The 21344-nt window shown below is 72.9% G+C and carries 20 protein-coding genes; 15 read left to right on the top strand and 5 right to left on the bottom strand.

Annotation, left to right across the window (positions count from 1 at the left end):
• Nucleotides 1-8: 8 nt before the first annotated feature.
• Nucleotides 9-899, bottom strand: coding sequence for a bifunctional helix-turn-helix transcriptional regulator/GNAT family N-acetyltransferase (locus IF04_RS0127005; RefSeq protein WP_030263308.1), 891 nt, complete (start codon nt 897-899; stop codon nt 9-11).
• Between the two features lie 63 nt (nt 900-962).
• On the bottom strand, nt 963-1550 hold the full coding sequence (locus IF04_RS0127010; protein WP_030263312.1) for an Rv1733c family protein: 588 nt from the start codon (nt 1548-1550) through the stop codon (nt 963-965).
• A gap of 234 nt (nt 1551-1784) precedes the next feature.
• Here IF04_RS0127010 and IF04_RS0127015 point away from each other — a divergent pair, with 234 nt between their 5' ends.
• Nucleotides 1785-2624: a GvpL/GvpF family gas vesicle protein gene (locus IF04_RS0127015; protein ID WP_051831599.1), complete on the top strand. Its 840-nt coding sequence runs from the start codon at nt 1785-1787 to the stop codon at nt 2622-2624.
• Between the two features lie 43 nt (nt 2625-2667).
• On the opposite strand, the gene IF04_RS0127020 is transcribed toward IF04_RS0127015, so the two are convergent.
• Nucleotides 2668-3321, bottom strand: coding sequence for an HD domain-containing protein (locus IF04_RS0127020; protein ID WP_211259862.1), 654 nt, complete (start codon nt 3319-3321; stop codon nt 2668-2670).
• Nucleotides 3322-3680: 359 nt separating this feature from the next.
• Between IF04_RS0127020 and IF04_RS0127025 the strand changes: the two genes are divergently transcribed.
• Genes IF04_RS0127025 through hypE form a run of 13 tightly spaced genes read left to right on the top strand, consistent with a single transcriptional unit; the run spans nt 3681 to nt 16435 of the window.
• Entirely contained in the window at nt 3681-5858 is a 2178-nt protein-coding gene (locus tag IF04_RS0127025; protein ID WP_030263322.1) for a PP2C family protein-serine/threonine phosphatase, read from the top strand.
• Nucleotide 5859: 1 nt separating this feature from the next.
• Nucleotides 5860-6678 carry an SIS domain-containing protein gene (locus tag IF04_RS0127030; protein ID WP_063829527.1) on the top strand — a complete coding sequence of 273 codons (819 nt, stop codon included), beginning with the start codon at nt 5860-5862 and terminating at the stop codon, nt 6676-6678.
• Nucleotides 6671-7354, top strand: coding sequence for a D-sedoheptulose-7-phosphate isomerase (locus tag IF04_RS0127035; RefSeq protein WP_030263328.1), 684 nt, complete (start codon nt 6671-6673; stop codon nt 7352-7354). The genes IF04_RS0127030 and IF04_RS0127035 overlap by 8 nt, the downstream gene beginning before the upstream one ends.
• Entirely contained in the window at nt 7351-8436 is a 1086-nt protein-coding gene (locus IF04_RS0127040; protein WP_051831600.1) for an NADH-quinone oxidoreductase subunit B family protein, read from the top strand. The genes IF04_RS0127035 and IF04_RS0127040 overlap by 4 nt, the downstream gene beginning before the upstream one ends.
• Nucleotides 8426-10195 (top strand): nickel-dependent hydrogenase large subunit, encoded by a 1770-nt coding sequence (locus IF04_RS0127045; protein ID WP_030263334.1) that lies wholly within the window; start codon nt 8426-8428, stop codon nt 10193-10195. The genes IF04_RS0127040 and IF04_RS0127045 overlap by 11 nt, the downstream gene beginning before the upstream one ends.
• Nucleotides 10196-10210: 15 nt before the next feature.
• Nucleotides 10211-10735 carry a NifU family protein gene (locus tag IF04_RS0127050; protein ID WP_051831601.1) on the top strand — a complete coding sequence of 175 codons (525 nt, stop codon included), beginning with the start codon at nt 10211-10213 and terminating at the stop codon, nt 10733-10735.
• Entirely contained in the window at nt 10732-11376 is a 645-nt protein-coding gene (locus tag IF04_RS0127055; RefSeq protein WP_030263340.1) for a DUF5947 family protein, read from the top strand. Before IF04_RS0127050 ends, IF04_RS0127055 begins: the two co-directional genes overlap by 4 nt.
• The gene (locus IF04_RS0127060; protein ID WP_030263341.1) at nt 11369-11998 is read left to right on the top strand and encodes a DUF6084 family protein; all 630 of its coding nucleotides are present in this window, start codon (nt 11369-11371) and stop codon (nt 11996-11998) included. Before IF04_RS0127055 ends, IF04_RS0127060 begins: the two co-directional genes overlap by 8 nt.
• On the top strand, nt 11992-13185 hold the full coding sequence (locus tag IF04_RS0127065; RefSeq protein WP_106975681.1) for a hypothetical protein: 1194 nt from the start codon (nt 11992-11994) through the stop codon (nt 13183-13185). Before IF04_RS0127060 ends, IF04_RS0127065 begins: the two co-directional genes overlap by 7 nt.
• An 11-nt stretch (nt 13186-13196) precedes the next feature.
• Nucleotides 13197-13967, top strand: a complete 771-nt coding sequence (locus tag IF04_RS38880) for a hydrogenase maturation protease (RefSeq protein ID WP_245654520.1) — start codon at nt 13197-13199, stop codon at nt 13965-13967.
• A complete protein-coding gene (locus IF04_RS0127075; RefSeq protein ID WP_245654521.1) occupies nt 13936-14232 on the top strand; it encodes a HypC/HybG/HupF family hydrogenase formation chaperone in 297 nt (98 codons plus the stop codon). The genes IF04_RS38880 and IF04_RS0127075 overlap by 32 nt, the downstream gene beginning before the upstream one ends.
• Nucleotides 14232-15359, top strand: coding sequence for a hydrogenase formation protein HypD (gene hypD, locus IF04_RS0127080; protein ID WP_030263349.1), 1128 nt, complete (start codon nt 14232-14234; stop codon nt 15357-15359). Before IF04_RS0127075 ends, hypD begins: the two co-directional genes overlap by 1 nt.
• Nucleotides 15356-16435, top strand: coding sequence for a hydrogenase expression/formation protein HypE (gene hypE, locus IF04_RS0127085; RefSeq protein ID WP_030263352.1), 1080 nt, complete (start codon nt 15356-15358; stop codon nt 16433-16435). The genes hypD and hypE overlap by 4 nt, the downstream gene beginning before the upstream one ends.
• Nucleotides 16436-16446: 11 nt before the next feature.
• On the opposite strand, the gene hypF is transcribed toward hypE, so the two are convergent.
• Nucleotides 16447-18792, bottom strand: coding sequence for a carbamoyltransferase HypF (gene hypF / locus IF04_RS0127090; RefSeq protein WP_030263354.1), 2346 nt, complete (start codon nt 18790-18792; stop codon nt 16447-16449).
• A 107-nt stretch (nt 18793-18899) separates the two neighbouring features.
• On the bottom strand, nt 18900-19730 hold the full coding sequence (locus tag IF04_RS0127095) for a DeoR/GlpR family DNA-binding transcription regulator (protein ID WP_342668222.1): 831 nt from the start codon (nt 19728-19730) through the stop codon (nt 18900-18902).
• Between the two features lie 285 nt (nt 19731-20015).
• On the opposite strand from IF04_RS0127095, the gene IF04_RS0127100 reads away from it, so the two are divergent.
• Nucleotides 20016-21344, top strand: coding sequence for an MFS transporter (locus IF04_RS0127100; RefSeq protein ID WP_051831602.1), 1329 nt, complete (start codon nt 20016-20018; stop codon nt 21342-21344).

Raw genomic sequence — 21344 nt, forward strand, 5'->3', positions numbered from 1 at the left:
GAGCGTTACTACGCTATCCGTTTCTCGAACCAGTGGTGTGCGTACGGCTCGTCGTTGAAGGCGGGGACTTCCTGGAAGCCGGCGGAGCGGTACAGGCCGAGGGCCGCGTCGAGCGCCTTGTTGGTGTCCAGGCGCAGTACGTCGTGGCCATGCCGGGCGGCCCGTTCCTCCAGTTCGGCCAGGAACCGGCGGCCGAGGCCGAGGCGCCGGGCGTGCGGCGCGACCCACATGCGTTTGACCTCGGCCGGGGCGCCGGGCGGCAGCTTCAGGCCGGCGCAGCCGACCGGTTCGCCGTGCAGCCGGGCGACCAGGAACAGGCCGTGCGGCGGGCGGAGTTCGCCGGGGTCCGGCAGCAGGCTCCGCGCGGCGTCGAAGCCGGTCTCGAAGCGTTCCTGGAGCTCGGCGGAGTAGGACTGCAGGCAGTGCCGGGCGTCGGGGTGGTCCGGGTCGACGGTGTCCAGTGTGACCGTCGCGGCGGTCAGCAGTCGGTCGACCTCGGCCATGGCGGCGACCAGCCGGGCGCGCTGCGCGGTGTTGAGCGGCGCCAGCAGGGAGCCGGCCAGCTCGTCGCTGCGGCCGTCGAGCACGGCGCGCTCCTCGCGGCCCGCTGCGGTCAGCCGGGCGGTGCGCACGCGCCTGTCCCGGGGCTGCGGCTCCACCTTGACCAGGCCCTCGGCCTCCAGGGAGCGCAGCAGTCGGCTGACGTATCCGGAGTCGAGCCCGAGGCGCTCGCGCAGCCGGCGGACGTCCTGGCCCCGCTCGCCGATCTCCCAGAGCAGCCGGGCCTCGCCGATGGGCCGGTCACGGCCCAGGTAGTGGTCGTGGAGCACGCCCACGCGTTCGGTGACAGTGCGGTTGAACCGTCGCACCTGGTCGATCTGTGTGGTGTCTCCAGCCATGCCCTGAGCCATTCTCTGACTTTAGTCAGAGAATGGCGGCACGCGCCAGGGCCGGGCGGCCGCTCAGATGTGGTGCCGCCCCCACCGCGGCCCTATCTGGGCCCATTCGCGTTCCCAGCCCGCGAGGCGTACGTGGTCCAGGTAGCGGCGGCCGGTCCAGCGGACGAGCAGCAGGAACAGGCCGAGGGCCATACCGGTACCGAGACCGGCGGCGACGCCGTCGTCGGCCGCCTGTGCGGTGGTCATGGGCGCCGCCGTGGGCCGCCCTTCGGCGTCGGTCCAGACCGTGACCGCGGCGCCCTTGCGCGTACCGGGGTCGACCCGCACCGTCGTGGTGTGCCGCCGGCCGTCGGGCGCGGTCCAGCGGGCCTGGGCGGGCACCTGGCCCATCTCGGCGGCGAAGCCGGTGGCGGACGGGTCGGAAGGTACGGACTCCAGCAGGCGGCCGGTCAACGCCCGGCGCTCCGCGAGCTGTTCGGCACGTTCAACGCGCTGTGAGCCATAGGTGGCGAGGCCGACGGAGAAGCCGACGACCGGTACGCCCAGGAGCAGCGCCAGGGCCGTCAGCAGGCCCAGCCAGGCGTCCACCACGTCCCAGCGGCGGCGCAGCGGGCCCCGCCGCCACCGCCAACGTCCGCCGATGTGCTGCATGCCTGCCGCCTCCCTCGGCTCGCGCGGCTCCCGCCGCTCTCCCCGTCCCCCTGGTCCCTGTTGTCCGGCTACCCCCTTTTGGGCGGAAGGCTCCTCTTTGCAGGCTAGTCCGTTCGCGGCCGGACCGCGCCTTCGCGCCATTGGCCGGGTTTGCCGGGCCGGGGCCCCGGTACCCGTACAGCCAGGAAATCGAACGCGAGAGCGCACAAACTCAGGCCGGAGAAGGAGAGCGCAGTGGCGGTGACCACGCGTCCGATAGCAGGCCCCCCAGACGAGTCCCCGCAGGGTCCGCTGTATGTCTATGGCATCGTCCGCAGAGGTTTCCGGCCACGCCCGGGACTCACCGGCGTCGGCGACGCCCCCGTCGTCGCGGTGCCGGAGGGGCGGCTGGCCGCGCTGGTCTCCGCCCCGGGCAGCGCCTGCGAGCCGTCCGGCGTCTGCGGCCCGCCCGGGGAGCCGGCCGCCGACGACGCGTCCCTGCAGGCCACCGCCGACGCCCATCGCAGAGTCGTCGACGAGGCCGCCGCCGCTGTCTGCGTGCTCCCGACGCGGCTCGGCACGGTCCACCGCGACGCACAGGAGGTGCGCCGCACGCTCGCCGCCCGCGCCGACCTGTACCGACGGCTGCTCGCGCGGCTGGACGGGCGGCTGGAGTGGGGCGTGAAGGCATACGCCCGGGGCGAGGAGGCCGACGCCGCGCCCACCGGCGACGAACCCGTGGCGGACGAAGCCGGCGAGCCCACGGACGGGCTGGCCCGCGCGGCCCACCACGCGCTGGCGGACATCGCCGAGTGCTCCTGCGTGCACACCCCGCAGGACGCCTGCCCGGCCGGCGTCGCCGCTGCCTGCGCCACCTCCGCCTATTGGACCTCCCCCATCGCCCGGGCCCCGTATCCGCACGGCCGGAACCTCCTCGACAGCGCCTATCTCGTGCCGCGGGAGGCGGCCGGCACCTTCGCCGAGACGGTCGGCGGACTGGCCGCCCGCTCCCCCGAGCTGCGCATCGAGCTGACCGGCCCCTGGGCCCCGTACTCCTTCACCGAGCCGGGCCGGCTGCCGGGCTTCCCGGGCTAGTACCGCTGCCTCGGAGCCCGGCTCTTGGAGCCTGCGGCGGGCCTCACTCCGGCCAGGCGGACTCCTGGATCGTCGTGACGAAGTCCCCGCGCTCGAAGCCCGGTACGAAGTGCTCCAGGACGTCCGCCTTGACATTGCCGAAGGTGGTCTCCGGCTTGGGCGCGATGCCCTCGGTGAAGGCGGCCAGGATCCGGCGCTTGAAGTCGGGGCGCGGGTGCTGCCGGGTGACGGCGTCCCGGGTCTCCGCGTCGATGTCGTGGTAGCCGATGCCCAGTACGTCGTACTCGACGCCGGCCGTCACCAGCGCGACCTCGGGCTCCATGAACTCGGGGATGCCGGGCGTGGTGTGCAGCGCGATGGCCGTCCACACCCGTCGCACGCTGTCCTGCGGCACGCCGCGCGCCGTGAGGAACCGCCTGGCCTCCTCCGCGCTGTCCACCTCGAACCGCCGGCCGCTGCGGCGGAACTCCGCGTTCAGGCCGAGGTCGTGGAACATCGCCCCGATGTAGAGCAGTTCGGGGTCGAAGGCCAGCTTGCGGTTCCGGCCCTGGAGGCTGCCCCAGAAGTACACCCGCCGGGAGTGGTGGTAGATCAGGTCGTCCGTCAGCTCCCGCACCAGTTCGGTGGCCTCGGCGGCCAGCCGGGTGTCCGGCACGGGCACCGGCATTCCGTCGCCGAGCTGCTCCGAAGGCGGCATACGCGCTCTCCTCTCAGACCGGCGCCGGGCTGCACCGCGACGCCATGACACCTCTTATCCCGGCCCTCATTCTGCGGGACGGACGTCAACGACCGCCCCCACTCCGCTCGATTGCTGTCAGCCGCTGTTCGGATCCCGCTGCCGGGGGCACAGCGGTGCGTAAGCAGCGGACATCCTCGATCACTTCGCACGGTGACCACCGGACCGTTGATAGATAACCCGTTGTGAGATGTGCCCCCCGACCGGCCGTTCCGACACACGGCTTCCGAGCTGTGGGGACGCAGGTGTGCAGGGACGACGGGGTGTCGTGGGGCGTGCCCATAGGGGTGTTCCCGGTGCCCGGACGGGGTGGGTATGCGGTGCGGTTCGCGCGGGTCGAGGAACTCCTGGCCAAGCGCCTGGGGTGCGACAAAGGGCAGGCGCATGCCTACGCCCACGGTCTCCTCGGCCCCTCCGGCGACGCTCCGGGGCCGGGCCCGCAGCCGGGCCGGCCGGGCAGCGAGGACGCCCACGGGAAAGAGGGAACGGTCCGCCTCGGCGGCGTACCGGCCCCGGACGCGGCCGGGCCGGCCGCCGCGCGCAGCCCGGCCGAGCTGGCACGCCGGCTCTACGACCACGCCCGGCCACTGGGCGCCACGGCGGTGCTGCTGGCGGTGCTGGACATGGACGGCGTGCTCCGGATGAGCGGGGTCGCCGGCGCGTCGGCCGCGACGGTCACCGACTGGTCGCAGGTCCCGCTGCGCTGCGTGCTCCCGCTCGCCCGGATGGCCGTGGCGGACCAGCTCCTGTGGCTCGACGACGAGACCGGGGAGCACACGCTCACCTGGGTGTCCGCCCGGAGCGCCGCGCCGGACGCGCCGGCCCCGGTCCGGGCCCGCTGCGGGCCGACAGGGGAGAACACCGTGGTGTGCGTGGTCAGCGTCATCTGGCCACGGCCCGAGCCGGTGCCGGCGGCCGCCCGGGGACGGCTGGAGGCGCTGACCGCGGCCGCCGGGCAGCGGCTGCGCGGGCTGGCGGCACTCGGGCTGCCGGACGACGACGTACGCGCCGCATGGCTGGGCGCGGTCATCGACGCCATTCCCGCGCCGGCCGCGCTGCTCTTCCCCGTACGCGGCCCGCTCGGCCGGGTCGTGGAGTTCACCATCGACCGCTGCAACGAGCGCGCCACCGCGCTGCTGGGGCGGACGCCCGAGCAGGTCACCGGCAGCCGGCTGCTCGACGCCTTCCCCGGAATGGTGCTCTCCGGCATCTTCGACGCCTATGTGCGGGTGCTGGAGACCGGCGTCCCACTGCACCGCGGGCCCTTTGCGTACGAGGAGCCGTTCCAGGGGGCGCTGCGGCCAGCCGTGCTGAGCGTGCGCGCGCAGCGGGTGGGCGGCGGCCTGCTGGTGAGCTGGTGTTTCCATGACGAGCAGGCCCGGATGCGGGCGCAGATCGACGACGCGGAGCGGCTGGTCCACCTGGGCTGGGCGGAGTGGAATCTCGTCACCGGCGATGTCACATGGTCCCGCAGGATGTACGACGTGCTGGGGCTGAACCCGGCGCACGGTCCGCTGCCCCTGGACACGCTGTCGGAGTACGTCGCCGAGGACGATCTCCCGGCCGTCGTGGCGGCCGTGCGGACGCTGTCCGAGGACGGCGGGCCGGTGCGGTTCGAGGTGCGTACGCGCGGGCCCGAGCCGCCGCGGCACGTGAGCGTCAACGCCGAACTGGTACGGGACAGCCGGGGCCGGCTCGTCGCGGTGCAGGGCGTCGTCCAGGACGTCTCCGCCGTGCGCCGGATGGCGGCCGAGCTGGCGGCGTCCCGGCGCGAGGCGGAGGACCAGCAGCTGCGCATGGCCGAGGAGTTGCAACTCGCCCTGTTGCCCACGGTGCATCCCACGCTGCCCGGGCTGCGGGTGGCCGTCCGGTACCAGCCCGCCGAGAACTGCGCGCGGGTGGGCGGGGACTGGTTCGAGGCGGCCCCGCTCCCGGACGGCCGGGTACTGATCGCCATCGGGGACGTGAGCGGGCACGGCCTGCGCGCGGCGGCGCAGATGGCGCAGCTGCGCAACGCGCTGCTCGGCATCGCGCACACCGGCGCCGACGCGGCCGAGATCCTGGACTGCCTGAACCTGCTGGCCTTCCACGGCCACGAGGACTCGATGACGGCCACCGCGATCGTCGGCCACTTCGATCCGGACGGCCGCACGCTCACCTGGGCCCGTGCCGGACATCCGCCGCCCGTCCTGGTCCGGGGCGGCGAGGCGGCGGAGCTGGAGAACGACGACGGGACCACGCTGGGCGCCAGCCTGGACCCCGGTTACGGCCTGACGACCACCGTCCTGCGCACTGGCGACCGGGTGGTCCTGTACACCGACGGGCTCGTCGAGCGCCGCGCCGACCGTGCAGGGGACCGCGAGGACCTGCTGCTGACCGCCGCCCGGCAGGGCTCGGACGGCACCCCCGAGCAGCACCTCGAAACGCTGCTGTCCGTCCTGTACACCGATCCGGAGGACGACACCTGCGTGATCGTCCTCCATGTGGGAGTTGAGTGAGATGTCCGCCAACGGGACCGACGTACCGGTACTCGACGGTGCGGCCGTGCGGCGGGCCTTCGCGCGCCGCGCGCCCGCCGCACACGGCCTGACCCGGGCGGCCCCCCAAGTGGCCGCCGCCTGCCGGGAGATGGCCGAGCGGTTCGCCCGCGGCGGCAAGCTGATCGTGTTCGGCAACGGCGAATCCGCGGCCGACGCGAGCCATATCGCGGTGGAGTTCATGCACCCGGTCGTGGTGGGCAAACGGGCGCTGCCGGCGCTGGCGCTCGGCAACGACTCGGCGACGCTCAGCGGTATCGGCGCGTGCGAGGGCTTCGCCGAGGTCTTCGCCCACCCGTTACGGGCGTTCGCGGACGCCGGGGACATCGCGCTGGCGCTCACACCGGACGGCCGTTGCGCGAACGTGCGCCGGGGGCTGGCGGCGGCGCGGGAGCGGGGCCTGCTCACCGTCGTCCTCAGCGGCGGCGACCCGGCGGACACGCCCCCGGCGGATCACACGCTGGCCGTCGGCAGCGCCGACCCGCTGATCGTCAAGGAAGTGCAGGTGACCGTCTACCACCTGCTGTGGGAGATGACGCATGTCTTCCTCGACGCGCCGGTGGAGGACGGTACGTGCGACACGTGCGCGGACCGGGCCCTGCCGATGCGAGTACGCCAACTGCTGCCGGACGGGCTGGCGTTGGCCGTGCCGGAGACGGACGAGGGCGGCCCGCCGCAGGAGATCAGCGTGGCGCTCGTCGACGCGGCGGCCGGTTGCACCGTACTGGTACACGGCGGCGAGGCCATCGCCATGGTGACGACCGGAGCAATGGATGAGTGAAGTGCCGGGCGAGGTAAGGGAGTTGTACCCCTTTCTCTACGAAGGGCGGGCCGCGGACCGGGACGAGGGCGTGCCGACCGAGGAGGTGGTCCGGTCGGCGCGGGAGAAGACCGCCGGGATCGCCGCGCTCCGGCGGGACATCGCCGCGGCGGACGCCGGCCGGATCGCCGCGTGTGCCACCGCGATGGCGGAGCGGTTCGCGGCCGGGGGCCGGCTGTTCGCCTTCGGCAACGGTGGTTCCAGTACGGACGCGCAAAGCCTGGCCACCACGTTCCTGCATCCGCCCGGGGGCGCCGCGGCGCTCCCCGCGCTGTCCCTGACCAGTGACGCAGCCGTGGTCACGGCGCTCTCCAACGACGTGGGGTTCGACGTGGTGTTCGCGCGCCAGCTCGCGGCGTTCGGGCGGCCGGGCGACATCGCCGTCGGACTGTCGACCAGCGGCGGCTCCGCCAATGTCGTACAGGCACTGGAGGAGGCGGCCCGGCGCGGCCTGCTCACCGTGGCACTGGCGGGCCACCACGGCGGCCGGCTGACCCAACTCCCCTCATTGGACAACCTGTTCATCATTCCCTCCGACTCGGTCCACCGGATCCAGGAGGCGCAGACGACCGTGTACCACGTGCTGTGGGAGCTGATCCAGCAGGCGCTGCGGGCCGGGCGCGGGGGTGGCCGGTGACCGCCGCCGCACGTGCCGGGGAGCCCCTGGTCCACCTGCTGTGGCTCAGCGCCGGGCTGGGCTGCGACGGCGAGTCGGTCGCGCTGACCGCCGCGACGCAGCCGAGCGTCGAGGAGATCGTCATGGGCGCGCTGCCGGGCCTGCCGCGGCTGGCGATGCACTGGCCGATGCTCGACTTCGAGTGCGGCCCGGAGGGCGGGGCCGACGACTTCCTCGAGTGGTTCCACCGGGCGGCGCGGGGCGAGCTGGACCCGTTCCTCCTGGTGGTCGAGGGGTCGGTACCGAACGAGGCGATCAAGGAGGAGGGGTACTGGAGCGGGTTCGGCAACGACCCCGAGACCGGGCAGCCGATCACCACGACCGAGTGGCTGGACCGGCTCACGCCGCGCGCCACGGCGGTGGTCGCGGCGGGCACCTGCGCCGCGTACGGCGGCATCCACGCGATGGCGGGCAATCCGACCGGCGCCATGGGCGTGCCGGACTATCTGGGCCGGGAGTGGGTGTCGAAGGACGGGGTGCCGATCGTGTGCGTGCCCGGCTGCCCGACCCAGCCCGACAACCTCTCCGAGACCTTCGTCTATCTGCTGTATCAGATCACCGGCCAGGCTCCGATGATCCCGCTGGACGAGAATCTGCGTCCGCGCTGGCTCTTCGGCCAGACCGTGCACGAGAGCTGCCACCGGGCCGGCTATTACGAACAGGCCGATTTCGCCGCCGGGTTCGACTCCGACCGCTGCCTGGTCAAGATCGGCTGCTGGGGCCCGGTGGTGAAGTGCAATGTGCCCAAGCGCGGCTGGATCAACGGCATCGGCGGCTGCCCGAACGTCGGCGGCATCTGCATCGCCTGCACGATGCCGGGCTTCCCCGACAAGTTCATGCCCTTCATGGACGAGCCGGCCGGGGTGCAGGTGAACCGCCCGGCCGGTGGCCTGTACGCAAGCCTGGTCCGCACGCTGCGCGGGATCACCCTGCACAACGTCGAGCAGGAGCCACCGTGGCGCCGCAAGGGCGATCAACTGACCACCGGATACGAACCGTCCTGGACCACTGGGCGTCGAGAGGGGCCGCGGCATGGCCGATGAACTGGTCGAGATGGCGTGGGATCCCATCACCCGCATCGTGGGCAGCCTGGGCATCCACACGAAGATCGACTTCGGCCGGGGCCGGGTCTCCGAGTGCTACAGCACGTCCTCGATCTTCCGCGGCTACAGCATCTTCCTCCAGGGCAAGGATCCCCGGGACGCGCACTTCATCACCAGCCGGATCTGCGGTATCTGCGGCGACAACCACGCCACGTGCTCGGTGTACGCACAGAACATGGCGTACGGGGCCCGGCCGCCGGCGCTCGGCGAGTGGATCCTGAACCTCGGCGAGGCCGCTGAGTACATGTTCGACCACAACCTCTTCCAGGAGAACCTGGTCGGGGTGGACTACTGCGAGCGCATGGTCCGCGCCACCAATCCGGGCGTCTGGGAGCTGGCCGAGCGGACCGAGGCACCCCACGCGGATCTGCACGGCTACCGCACCATCGGCGGGATCATGCGGTCGCTGAACCCGCTGGAGGGCGCCTTCTACCGCGAAGCGCTGCAGGTCAGCCGCTCGACGCGAGAGATGTTCTGTCTGATGGAGGGGCGGCACGTACACCCCTCCACGCTCTACCCGGGCGGTGTCGGCACGGTCGCCACGGTCCAGCTCTTCACCGACTACCTGACCCGGCTCATGCGATACGTGGAGTTCATGAAGAAGGTCGTACCCCTCCACGACGACCTCTTCGACTTCATCTACCAGGCGCTGCCCGGGTACGAGGAGGTCGGCCGGCGGCGGGTGCTGCTCGGCTGCTGGGGCGGCCTCCAGGATCCCGCGCACTGCGACTTCGACTACCGCACGATGGCCGACTGGGGACGCAAGGCGTTCATCACGCCGGGCGTGGTGGTCGACGGCGAGCTGGTCACCAACGACCTGGTCGACATCAACCTCGGCATCCGCATCCTGCTGGGCAGTTCGTTCTACGACGACTGGGCAGACCGCGAACCCTTCGTGACCGAGGACCCGGCGGGCAACCCCGTCGACCGGCGGCACCCGTGGAACCAGCACACCATCCCCCGCCCCCAGAAGCGCGATTTCGACGACAAGTACAGCTGGGTGATGTCCCCGCGGTGGTTCGACGGGAAGGACCACCTCGCGCTGGACACCGGCGGCGGGCCGCTGGCCCGGCTGTGGTCCACGGCGCTGTCCGGGCTGGTGGACACCGGGCACCTCAAGGCCACCGGGCACAGCGTGCTGATCCATCTGCCGCGTACCGCCACCAAACCGGAGACCACCTTCGAGTGGCACATCCCCCGCCACAACGGCGAGCCACTCAGCAACGCGATCGAACGCAACCGTGCCCGCACCTACTTCCAGGCGTACGCGGCCGCCGCGGCGCTGCACTTCGCGGACCGGGCGCTCGCCGAGGTCCGGGCGGGACACACCGACACCTGGTCGCCGTTCACCGTGCCCGAAGAGGCCGTCAGCTGCGGATTCAGCGAGGCGGTGCGCGGCGCGCTCTCGCACCACATGGTGATCAGGGACGGAAAGATCGCCAACTACCACCCGTACCCGCCGACGCCGTGGAACAGCAGCGTCCGCGACGTGCACGGCACGCCGGGCCCCTTCGAGGACGCCGTGCAGCACACCCCGATCTTCGAGGAGAACCCTCCGGAGAAGTTCAAGGGCATCGACATCATGCGCGCGGTGCGCAGCTTCGACCCGTGCATGCCCTGCGGAGTGCACATGTTCCTCGGCAACGGCCGGGTGCTGAAGAAGTCCCTCTCCCCCACCGCCTACGACCACGGAAGCTGACGAGGAAGCCGCGTCATGGACGAGCTACGACAGGCCGAAGCCCGCGTGGAAGAGCTCATCGCCCAGCTCTCCACCGCACCGCGGGTGGGCGAACAGGCCGAGGAACTGGTGCGGTTGCTGATGCGGCTGTACGGCGAGGGGCTCGCCCGCGTCGTCGGGCTGCTGCCCGCCGGGACGGTGACGAAGCTCGCCGCCGACGACCTCGTGGGCAGCCTGCTGATCCTGCACGATCTGCATCCGCGCGGCACGGCGGAGCGGGTGGCCGACGCACTGGAGCAGCTGCGGCCCTTCCTCGGCACGCACACCGACAGCATCGAACTGGCCGGCATCGACGCTTCCGGACGTGCCACGGTCCGGCTGCGCGGCGGATGCGGGGACTGCGCATCCGGGACCGTCGAGCAGGCCGTAGAGCGCGCCGTCCGGGACGTCGCGCCCGAGGTGACCGGCGTACGGCTGGAGCAACTCCCGCCGCAGCGGCCCCTGTTGCAGATCGGCTCGCGGCCACCGGCCGACGCGGCTGTCCCCGGAGCGCACCCGTGACGGCCGCCGGACTGCGCCGGTTCCGCGAGCCCGCGCCCGCCGCGCACCGGCAGCGTGCCGGCCCCCGCTGCGAGCTGTGCGCCGCCGCCCTGGAAAGCGGCCACGGGCACGTCGTGGACCTCGACGGCCGCGGTCTGCTGTGCGCCTGCCGTGCCTGCCGTACGGTGCTGACCCGCCCCGGCGCGGCCGACGGCCGTTACCGCGGCGTGCCCGACCGCCGTCTGCACCTCAGCGGCACCGCGCTCACCGCGGCCGACTGGGAGGCGCTGCGACTGCCGGTCGGCATGGTCTTCTGCTTCCGCAACTCCCGGCTGGGCCGCCATGTCGTCTTCTACCCGAGCCCCGGCGGCGCCACCGAGTCCCTGCTGCCGGACGGGGCCTGGCGGCAGCTCATGGCCGCCCACCCGGACATCGCCGACCTGACCGACGACGTGGAAGCGCTGCTGCTGCGCCGTACCGGCGACGGGGTCGAATGCCATCTCGTCCCCATCGACACCTGTTACGACCTGGTCGGGCGGGTGCGGCTGCGCTGGCGGGGTTTCGACGGCGGCGCGGACGTCCACCGCGAGCTGGACGCCTTCTTCGCCGGGCTGCGCGCCCGTTCGGACGGACCGGCGACCCGAGGGGCCTCCCATGGCTGACCTCGCCTTCGACTGCCTCGGGGTCCGCCCGGAGCCGTACGCCGCCGCCCCGTCCCTGGTCCTCCGGCTGCGGATCACGGAGCGCGGCGGCGGGGACGTACGGGCCGTCGCGCTCCGCTGCCAGCTCCGCATCCAGCCGGCCCTGCGGTCGTACAGCGACCGGGAGGCGCGCCGCCTGACCGGCCTGTTCGGCGACCGGCACCGCTGGGCCACGACGCAGCAGCCGCTCCAACTGGCCACGGTGACCGCGATGGTGCCGGCGTTCACCGGGGCCACGGAGATCGACGTACCGGTGCCCGTCTCGTACGACCTGGAGGTGACGTGCGGACAGTACTTCCATGCGCTGGAGGACGGCGAGGTGCCGCTGTTGCTGCTGTTCAGCGGCACGGTCTTCACGTCGGGCGGGATCGGGATGGTGCCGTGGGAGCGGGAGTGCACGGCGGCGCTGCCGGCGGCCGTGTGGCGCGAGCTGATGGATCTGTACTTTCCGGGGTGCGGGTGGCTGCGGCTGCGCAGGGAGACCCTGGACGCGCTGCTGACCTTCAAGCACGACCGGCAGCTCACGACATGGGAAGAGACGGTCGGGGCGCTGCTCGGCCGGGCCGGGGAGGGACCGTGCTGAGCGGCGGCGCTGCCGGGCCGGAGCCCGCCGGGTTCGCGCGGGCCCGCGCGGTGGCCGACGCCGTGCTCTTCGAGGGGTACGTCCTCTACCCGTACCGTGCGTCCGCGCCCAAGAACCGCCTGCGCTGGCAGTTCGGCGTGCTGGCCCCACAGGGCTCGGACCCGTCGGAGACCTCGTACACGGAAAGCGATTCCCTGGTCGAAGTGCGGCCGGGCGCCGCGGCGTCCCTCACCGTACGGCTGCGGTTCCTCCAGGTGCGACGGCGGTACGCCCGCGCGCCCGGCGAACTGCCGTGGGACGAGGGGGTGGTGCAGGAGGTACAGGTCAGCGTGGACCTCGTGCCCGGTGCGCGGGTCACGCATCCCTTCCAGGTGCCCGGCGGAGAGGACGACGGGCGGCGCCGGTGGCCGCTGTCCGGGGAGCTGCGGATCACGGCGGAGCCGGAGCCCGGACCGTACGGCCTGCTGCGGGTGCGGGTGCGGACCGAGAACCGCACGGCGGGCGGCTCCCCGGACCGTACGGAGATGCTGTGCGGCGCGCTGATCGGCACGCACACGCTGCTCGCCGTCACCGGCGGCCGGTTCCTGTCGCCGGTCGATCCGCCCGAGTGGGCCTCCGGAGCCGTCTCCCGGTGCGAGAACGCGTACACCTGGCCGTCCCTCATCGACGACACCACGCTGCTCTGCGCCCCGGTCATCCTGGGCGACCGGCCGCGGATCGCGCCGGAGAGCCCCGCCGACTTCCACGACGGCACGGAGATCGACGAGTTGCTGACACTGCGCACGATGACACTCACCGAGGACGAGAAGCGCGAGGCCCGCGCGACCGACCCGCGCGCGGCGGCGATCGTCGACCATGCCGAGCGCGTCACGCCGGACGTGCTGGAGCGGCTGCACGGGGTGGTACGGCCCAGCCCACCAGCGGAAGCAGCTGACCGGGTACCGGTGACCGGTGGCTGGGCCGAGCCCGGCTCGCGCGTACGGCTGCGCCCCGGCGGCCGACGGGCCGACGCGCAGGACATGTTCCTGGCGGGGCGCACCGCGCGGGTGGCGGTCGTCCTCCGGGACGTGGACGGCAGTACGCAGCTGGCCGTGACGCTCGACGACGACCCGGGTGCCGACCTGCGGGCAGCGGTCGGCCGGTACCACTACTTCGCGCCGGACGAGGTGGAACTGCTGTGCACGTGATGGTCGCGGGTGTGGGGAATGTCTTTCTCGGCGACGACGGGTTCGGCGTCGCGGTGGCCGGGCGGCTGGCCGGGGCCGAACTGCCCGGCGGCGCGCGGGCCTGCGATTACGGCATCCGCGGGGTGCACCTCGCGCACGAGCTGATGAACGGCTACGACGGGCTGGTCCTCATCGACGCGGTACAGCGCGGCGGGCCGCCGGGGACGGTGTACATCCTGGAGCCGGTGGATCCGGAGGACGACGCGGCCACGCCCGCGCTGGACGCGCACGACATGGCGCCCGCGACCGTGCTGGCGCTGCTCCGGCGGTTCGGCGTGCGGCTCCCGTGGGTGACCGTGATCGGCTGCGAACCGGCCGTGGTGGGCGAGGGGATGGGACTGAGCCCGCCGGTGCTGGACGCGGTCGACGAGGCCGTGCGCCTGGTGCCCGAGCTGCTGGCGGAACGCCTGGGCGGCAACCCCGCCGCCACAGGTACGGAGAAGGAACGGAGGACGGGCGCCATGCATGAGATCGGACTGTGCGAAGGAATCCTGGAGGCGGTGGAGGGCCGGGCGCAGGGGCGCCGGGTCACGGGCGTGACCGTACGGATCGGTGAGCAGCACGCCGTGGTCGGTCCCGCGCTGGCGCAGTCCTTCGCGCTGGTCGCGGCGGGCACGGTCGCCGACGGCGCGGCCGTCGAGCTGATCACCGTGCCCGGGGACGAATTCACCCTGCTCTCCATCCGGGTGGCGGGCGACACGGGAGCCGGAGGTGGTGACCGTGTGCCTGGGGATTCCCGGTGAGGTCGTGGAGCTGGTCGCGGACCAGCCCGATCTGGCGCGGGTGAGCGTCGGCGGTGTCCGACGGGCCGTCAACATCGCGCTGCTGGAGGGGGAAGGGGTGGCGCCCGGCGACTGGATCCTCATCCACGTCGGGTTCGCGCTGTCCCGGATCGACGAGGCCGAGGCGCGGGCCGCCATGGAATTCCTCGAAGGCATCGGCCAGGCGTACGAGGACGAGATGGACGCACTACGGGAATCGACGACCGAGGGACCGGGGGCCGGCTGATGCGTTACGTCGACGAGTACCGCGGCGCGGACAAAGCCCGGGCGCTCGCCGCCCGGATCGCCGGGCTCTGCGCGCCGGGCCGCTCGTACACCTTCATGGAGGTGTGCGGCGGTCATACGCACACCATCTACAAGCACGGCATCGAGGACCATCTGCCCGAGAACGTCACGCTGGTGCACGGCCCCGGCTGTCCGGTCTGTGTGATCCCGATGGGCCGGGTGGACGACGCGCTGCACCTCGCCCGGCAGCCGGACACGATCATGACGTCGTTCGGCGACATGATGCGGGTGCCCGGTGGCAGCCGGTCGTTCCTGGACGCCAAGGCCGAGGGCGCCGACATCCGCATGGTGTACTCGCCGCTCGACGCGCTGCGCATCGCCCGGCAGAACCGGGACAAGCGGGTGGTCTTCATGGCCATCGGCTTCGAGACGACCGCGCCGTCGACCGCGGTGACGGTGCAGCGCGCGGCGGCCGAGAAGCTGGACAACTTCTCGGTGTTCTGCAACCACGTCACGATCATCCCCGCGGTGAAAGCCATCCTGGACTCCCCCGACCTGCGGCTGGACGGCTTCCTCGGCCCGGGCCACGTCTCCACAGTCATCGGCTGCCACCCGTACCGCTTCATCGCGGCGGAGTACGGCAAGCCCCTGGTCGTCGCCGGGTTCGAGCCGCTGGACATTCTCCAGTCGATCCATCTGCTGCTCCGTCAGCTCGCGGAGGGGCGGTGCACGGTGGAGAACCAGTACGCCCGGGTCGTCCCCTGGGACGGCAACCCCAAGGCGCTGCGGGCCCTGAGCGACGTCATGGAGCTGCGGCCGTCCTTCGAGTGGCGCGGGCTCGGCACCATCCCGTACTCGGCGCTGCGCATCCGGGAGGCATACGCGGCGCATGACGCGGAGCGGGTCTTCGACGTGCCGGGGGTGCGGGTCGCCGACCCCACGTCCTGCCAGTGCGGCGAGGTGCTCAAGGGCGTGCTCAAGCCCTGGCAGTGCAAGGTCTTCGGCACCGCCTGCACGCCCGAAACGCCGATCGGCACCTGCATGGTCTCCTCGGAGGGGGCCTGTGCCGCGTACTACAACTTCGGCCGGTTCACCCGGACCGCGGTACGGGAGGCGACCCGGACATGACCACCGAGCGCGAGGAACAAGTACTCCGGCGGATCGACCGGGCGCGCCGGCGCAAGGCCCGGGTCAGGGACGAGCGCATCACACTCGCGCACGGCGCCGGCGGCAAGGCGACGCACACGCTCATCGAAGCGGTGTTCCTGGAGGCGTTCGACAATCCGCTGCTGGCGCCGCTGGAGGACCAGGCGGTGTGCCCGGCGGGCGGCGCGCGGCTGGCCTTCACCACGGACTCCTATGTGGTCTCGCCGCTCTTCTTCCCCGGCGGTGACATCGGCGATCTCGCGGTGAACGGGACGGTCAACGACCTGGCGATGTGCGGGGCCCGGCCGCTGTACCTCTCGGCCGGCTTCATCCTGGAGGAGGGCTTCCCGGTCGCCGACCTGACCCGCGTCGCCGGGTCGATGGCGCGGGCGGCCGAGGCGGCGGGCGTGCGGATCGTCACCGGCGACACCAAGGTCGTGGAGCGCGGCAAGGCCGACGGGGTGTATGTGAACACCGCGGGGGTGGGGGTGGTGGAACACCACTTCACACTGGGTGCCGGAAGGGCGCGGCCCGGTGACGCGGTGCTGGTGTCCGGGCCGGTCGGCGACCACGGCACGACGGTCATGCTGGCCCGCGGCGAGCTGGGCATCGAGAGCGACCTCACCTCGGACACCGCCCCGCTCGCCGCGCCGGTGGCGGCGCTGCTGGCGGCGTGCGGGGACGGCGTACGGTGCCTGCGCGACGCCACTCGGGGCGGCGTGGCGACCGTACTCAACGAGATCGCGCGGGCCTCGGACGTGGCGGTGGTGCTCGGCGAGTCCGCGGTGCCGGTCCGGGACGAAGTGCGGGGCGCGGCGGAGCTGTTGGGGATTGACCCGCTCTACATCGCCTGTGAGGGGCGGATGGTCGTGGTGGTGGACGGGGCGTGCGCCGAGTCGGCGCTGGCGGCGCTGCGGTCTCAGCCGTCGGGCGAGCGCGCGTCGGTCGTCGGTCGGGTGGTGGCCGAGCCGGCCTCGCTGGTCCTGGTGAAGACGGAGTTCGGCGGCACCCGCATCCTCGACGTACTCATCGGCGACCCACTGCCCCGGATCTGCTGAGCGCTGCCCGCTCATTCCAGTAGCCCGGCGTCGTCCCGGGCCGCCGCGACGGCCGCCTGGCCGAGGCTGATGCCGCCGTCGTTGCACGGCACGCGGCGGTGGGTGAGGACGCGGAAGCCGGCGCGTTCCAGGGCCGGGACGGTCCGGTCCAGCAGGAGGCCGTTCTGGAAGACGCCGCCGGAGAGCGCGACGGTGGTGAGCGCGGTGGTCTCGCGCAGCCGCTCGCAGACGTCCGCGATCAGGCCCGCGACGCCGTTGTGGAACCGGGCCGCGACGGCCCCGGGCGGCGTGCCCGCGCGGACGTCGTCGGCCACCGCGCGCACCAGGTCCGCGCCGTGCACCCGGCAGGCGCCGTCGCCCCGTACAGGACCGTCGACGCGTACAGGGCAGTCGACGCGTACGGGATAGCCGTCGCGGACGGCCGGGTCGGCGCACCGCTCCAGCTCGATCGCCGCCTGCCCTTCGTAGCGCACGGTGTCACGTAGGGAGAGAACCGCGGCGACGGCGTCGAAGAGCCGGCCGGCGCTCGAGGTGAGCGGGGAGTTGACACCCGCGGCGGCCAACGCCCGTACATCGTCCCAGCGTTCACCGTTCCGCCGGCGGACGACGAGGTGGTCGCTGCCGTTCGCGTCCAAGTACGCGGCGGCCATCCGCCATGGCTCCCTGACCGCCGCCGCGCCACCGGGGAGCGGTACCGGTACGAGGTGTCCGGCGCGTCGGAAGCCGCAGAGGTCGGCGAGGAGGAACTCGCCACCCCACAGCGTGCCGTCGGTGCCCCACCCCAGCCCGTCGAAGGCCACTCCGATGACCGGTCCACGCGCCTGATGCTCCGTCAGGCAGGCGGCGAGGTGCGCGTGATGGTGCTGGACGCCGATGAGACGGGCGTCCGTGACGTCGGCGCGGTCGTGCGCGTACTTGGTCGAGAGGTATTCGGGGTGCAGGTCGTGTGCGATCAGCGCGGGTTCGAGGGCGTACAGCCGCGCGAAGTCGGCGATCCCGTCGGTGTACGCGGCCAGCGTCTCGTAGTTCTCCAGGTCGCCGAGGTGCGGGGAGAGGATCGCGTGCCGTCCGCGGGCCAGGCAGAAGGTGCTCTTCAGCTCCGCGCCGCAGGCCAGTACGGGGCGGGCGGCGGACACGGGCAGTGGCAGCGGTGCCGGGGCGTAGCCGCGCGCCCGCCGCACCGGGACGGTACGGCCCGAGTGGACCCGGATCACGGAGTCGTCGGCGCGCCGGTGGATGGGCCGGTCGTGGGTGAGGAAGGCGTCGGCGAGGGTGCCGAGCCGCGCGAGGGCGTCGTCGTCGCGGAAGGCGAGTGGTTCGTCCGCGAGGTTGCCGCTGGTGAGGACGGCGGGGCGGTTGAGTTCCGTGGCGAGGAGGTGGTGCAGGGGGGTGTAGGGCAGCAGCAGGCCGAGTTCGCGGCAGCCGGGGGCGACGGATGCCGCCAGAGGTGCAACTGCAGAGCCCTGCCGACGGGCGGCCAGGACGATGGGGCGGTGCGGTCCAGTGAGCAACTCCCGTGCCCTATCGTCCAGTTCACACAGCCGCTCGGCCGTCGCCAGGTCGGGTACGAGCACCGCGAACGGCTTGTCCGCGCGGTGCTTACGGGCCCGCAGCGCGGCGGCGGCCGGCTCGCATCCGGCGTCCACGGCGAGGTGGTAGCCGCCCAGCCCCTTGATCGCAAGGATCCGCCCGGCGCGCAGCAGCCCGGCCGCCGCCGCGACCGGCTCGCCCGGCACCGCCGTACCGGCCGCGTCGACCAGCCGGAGCGTCGGGCCGCAGGCGGGGCAGCACAGCGGCTGGGCGTGGAAGCGCCGGTCAGTGGGGTCCTCGTACTCGGCGGCGCACGCGGCACACATGGGGAAGCCGGCCATCGTCGTGCGGGCCCGGTCGTAGGGCAGGTCGCGGGTGATGGTGTACCGCGGGCCACAGTTGGTGCAGTTGATGAAGGGGTAGCGGTGCCGCCGGTCGGCCGGGTCGCGGAGTTCGCGCAGGCAGTCGGCGCAGGTGGCGATGTCCGGGGCGATCGGGGTACGTGGCGCGTGGTCCGCCGCGCCGACCGGGCGGCGGCTGGCCGCGATGACGAAGCGGGGGTCCGCGTGGCCGGCGGGCGGCAGCGGCCGCGCGGTGATCCGCTCGATGACGGCCAGCGGCGGCGCCTGGCTCTCCAGTAACTCGCGGAAGCGTGCCACGGCGTCCGCCGGGCCCTCGACCTCGATGAGTACTCCGGCGGGGTCGTTGGCGACCAGCCCGCTCAGCGCGAGCCGGGCGGCCGTCGCGTGCACGAAGGGCCGGAACCCGACGCCCTGCACGGTCCCTTCGACGCGGAGGCCGACGCGTACGGTGTCCACGCCGGTCATGGTGGCGGGCGGCGCCCGCGCGCCGGACGCGATTGCGGGAAGTGCGCCGCCGTCGCCGCCCCGCGTGTTAAAGCGTGTGTCTTAGGCGCCGCTCTTAGGCACCGCTCTCAGGCGCCGCCGACCGTGGTCACGGACACCCCCAGGTCCCGGAGGCGGCGCAGCTCGGCGACGGGCAGTGCGTCGTCGACGAGGACGGTGTCGAAGTCGGTGAGCGGGGCGAGCGCGTACACGCCCCTGCGGGCGAACTTGGTGTGGTCCACCAGCAGCACCCGGCGCGCGGCCCGGTCCATCAGCGCCCGTTTGACCTGCACCGTCTCCTGCGACTGGTGGTAGCAGGTGTCGCCGGTGACGGCCGTGGTGGACATGAACAGGATGTCCGCGCGGAAGGAGCGGACGGACTCGGCGGTGTGCGGTCCGAGGAACGCGTCGTACGCCGGGTAGTACGAGCCCCCGAGGGCGAGCAGGCTGATGCCGGGCTCCCCCGCCAGCAGCTTGATGACCGGCAGGAAGTTGCTGATGACGGTGAGCGGCCCGCGTTCGGTGAGGTGCTGGGCCAGCGCGAGGCAGGTGGTGGACTCGTCGATCATGACGGTCTGGCCGGGGGTGAGCAGCCGGAGCGCGGCGCGGGCGAGCCGGCGCTTCGTTGTGTTCATGGCGGCCATGCGCTCGCTGAGGTCGCCGTGGAAGAGCAGCGACGGCAGCGAGGAGGCGCCGCCCCGCACCTTCCGCAGCCAGCCCTGGGCCTGGAGGACGTCCAGGTCGCGGTGGATGGTCATGATGCTGACCGCGTACTCCTCGGCGAGCGCGGCGGTACGGACGAAGCCCTCGGCGGCGACCTGCTCGCGGATGCGCTGCCGCCGTGCGTTCTGGATGTCCTCCCGTCTCGCGCTGCCGCCCGGCGCGCCACCGTCTGATGTGCCGCCGTCGTCCTCGGTCACTGCGGGAACCTCTCGTTAACTTCACGCGGATCTCACACGGCGGGGCCGCCTCGGCGCCCCAGGTCAGCGCGGAAATGCCGAGCTCACGCCGCGTTGCCGCCATGTTAAGCCCGGGGTACGGGGGTCCGCCGCCGCCGGTTTTCACGCGGCGGCCCGGCCGGCCCGCGAGAGGTGGTCCGGCGGGCGTTGACCGGCTCGGCGCGGCCCGCGTTGCATCTGTTCCACAAGGGGCCCGGCCGCGCCGGTCAGGGGCGCGGCCGCCCGTTTCACTGGAAGAGGTGCCTCGTGGCCAGTACTCCTCCCGGGCCGACCGGGCCGCCGCGCGCAGAACGGCCGGCGTGGACCGACCGGCTCGGCATTCCCCGCGGGCTCGCCTGGGGATTCGTCGGTGTCCTCGTGTTCATGATCGGTGACGGTGTCGAGTCCGGGTATCTCTCGCCGTATCTGGTGCAGGAGGGCCTGTCGGCGCAGCGGGTGGCGATGCTGTTCACCGTCTACGGCGTCACCGCGTCCGTCGCCGCGTGGCTCTCCGGCGCGCTGTCGGACCTGTGGGGTCCGCGCCGGGTGATGATGGCGGGGTTCGGTGCCTGGGTCGGCTTCCAGGTGCTCATGCTGGCGATCGCGGTGCCCTCGATGAACTATCCGCTGCTGCTCCTCAGCTACGGCCTGCGCGGCATCGGCTATCCGCTCTTCGCGTTCGGCTTCCTGGTGTGGATCGCGGCGACGGCGCCGGAGAAGCGGCTCGGCACGGCCGTCGGGTGGTTCTGGTTCGCCTTCACCGGCGGGCTGCCGACGCTGGGCTCGCTCACCGCGAGCTTCCTCATTCCGCAGATCGGCGCCTACGCCACGCTGTGGTTCTCGCTCGGCCTGGTCGTCCTCGGCGGGCTGATCGCGCTGCTGCTCGTCCGCGAGCGGACCGGCTTCCGGCGGCTGGCCCCGGCCGGTGAGCGCCCGCTGGCCACGCTCTTCGGCAGTCTGGCGCTGCTCGGGCGCAATCCGCGGATCGGCGCGGGCGCCGTGGTCCGCATGATCAATACGGTGCCGGAGTTCGGCTTCCTGGTGTGCCTGCCGGCGTTCTTCACGCAGACCGTCGGGCTGAGCCTGTCGCAGTGGCTGCGCCTGCTGTCCGTGATGTTCGCGGTGAACATCGTCTTCAACCTGGTCTTCGGTGTGCTCGGCGACCGGATCGGCTGGCGGCGCACGGTCGCGTGGTGCGGCGGCGCCGGATGTACGGTCACCTCGCTGCTGCTGTACTACGTGCCGACGCTGCTCGGCGGGCAGTACGCGCTGTGCCTGCTGGTGGCGGGCCTGTTCGGCGCCACGCTCGCCGGGTACGTGCCGCTCTCCGCGCTGATGCCCTCGCTCGCCCCCGCGCACAAGGGCCAGGCGATGGCGGCGCTGAACCTGGGCGCCGGGGCCAGCACGTTCGTCGGCCCCGCCCTCGTCGCGGTCTTCCTCGGGCCGCTCGGCGTGCAGGGCGTCATCTGGATCTTCGCCGGGCTGTACGCGCTGAGCGGGGTACTGGCCCTGTATCTGCGGACGCCCGCCGAGCGCGGCACAGAGGTCCCTGCCCCGCCCGCCCCGGCCACCGTCGGCGCCTCCGAAGGAGCGTGA

The sequence above is a fragment of the Streptomyces violens genome, assembly GCF_000717745.1.
Lineage (GTDB): Bacteria > Actinomycetota > Actinomycetes > Streptomycetales > Streptomycetaceae > Streptomyces > Streptomyces violens.

Coding starts and splice junctions, on each gene's coding strand:
- IF04_RS0127005 (WP_030263308.1), bottom strand. CDS start 899: ATGGCTGGAGACACCACACAGATCGACCAGGTGCGACGGTTCAACCGC.
- IF04_RS0127010 (WP_030263312.1), bottom strand. CDS start 1,550: ATGCAGCACATCGGCGGACGTTGGCGGTGGCGGCGGGGCCCGCTGCGC.
- IF04_RS0127020 (WP_211259862.1), bottom strand. CDS start 3,321: ATGCCGCCTTCGGAGCAGCTCGGCGACGGAATGCCGGTGCCCGTGCCG.
- IF04_RS0127030 (WP_063829527.1), top strand. CDS start 5,860: ATGTCCGCCAACGGGACCGACGTACCGGTACTCGACGGTGCGGCCGTG.
- IF04_RS0127035 (WP_030263328.1), top strand. CDS start 6,671: ATGAGTGAAGTGCCGGGCGAGGTAAGGGAGTTGTACCCCTTTCTCTAC.
- IF04_RS0127045 (WP_030263334.1), top strand. CDS start 8,426: ATGGCCGATGAACTGGTCGAGATGGCGTGGGATCCCATCACCCGCATC.
- IF04_RS0127050 (WP_051831601.1), top strand. CDS start 10,211: ATGGACGAGCTACGACAGGCCGAAGCCCGCGTGGAAGAGCTCATCGCC.
- IF04_RS0127060 (WP_030263341.1), top strand. CDS start 11,369: ATGGCTGACCTCGCCTTCGACTGCCTCGGGGTCCGCCCGGAGCCGTAC.
- hypD (WP_030263349.1), top strand. CDS start 14,232: ATGCGTTACGTCGACGAGTACCGCGGCGCGGACAAAGCCCGGGCGCTC.
- hypE (WP_030263352.1), top strand. CDS start 15,356: ATGACCACCGAGCGCGAGGAACAAGTACTCCGGCGGATCGACCGGGCG.
- hypF (WP_030263354.1), bottom strand. CDS start 18,792: ATGACCGGCGTGGACACCGTACGCGTCGGCCTCCGCGTCGAAGGGACC.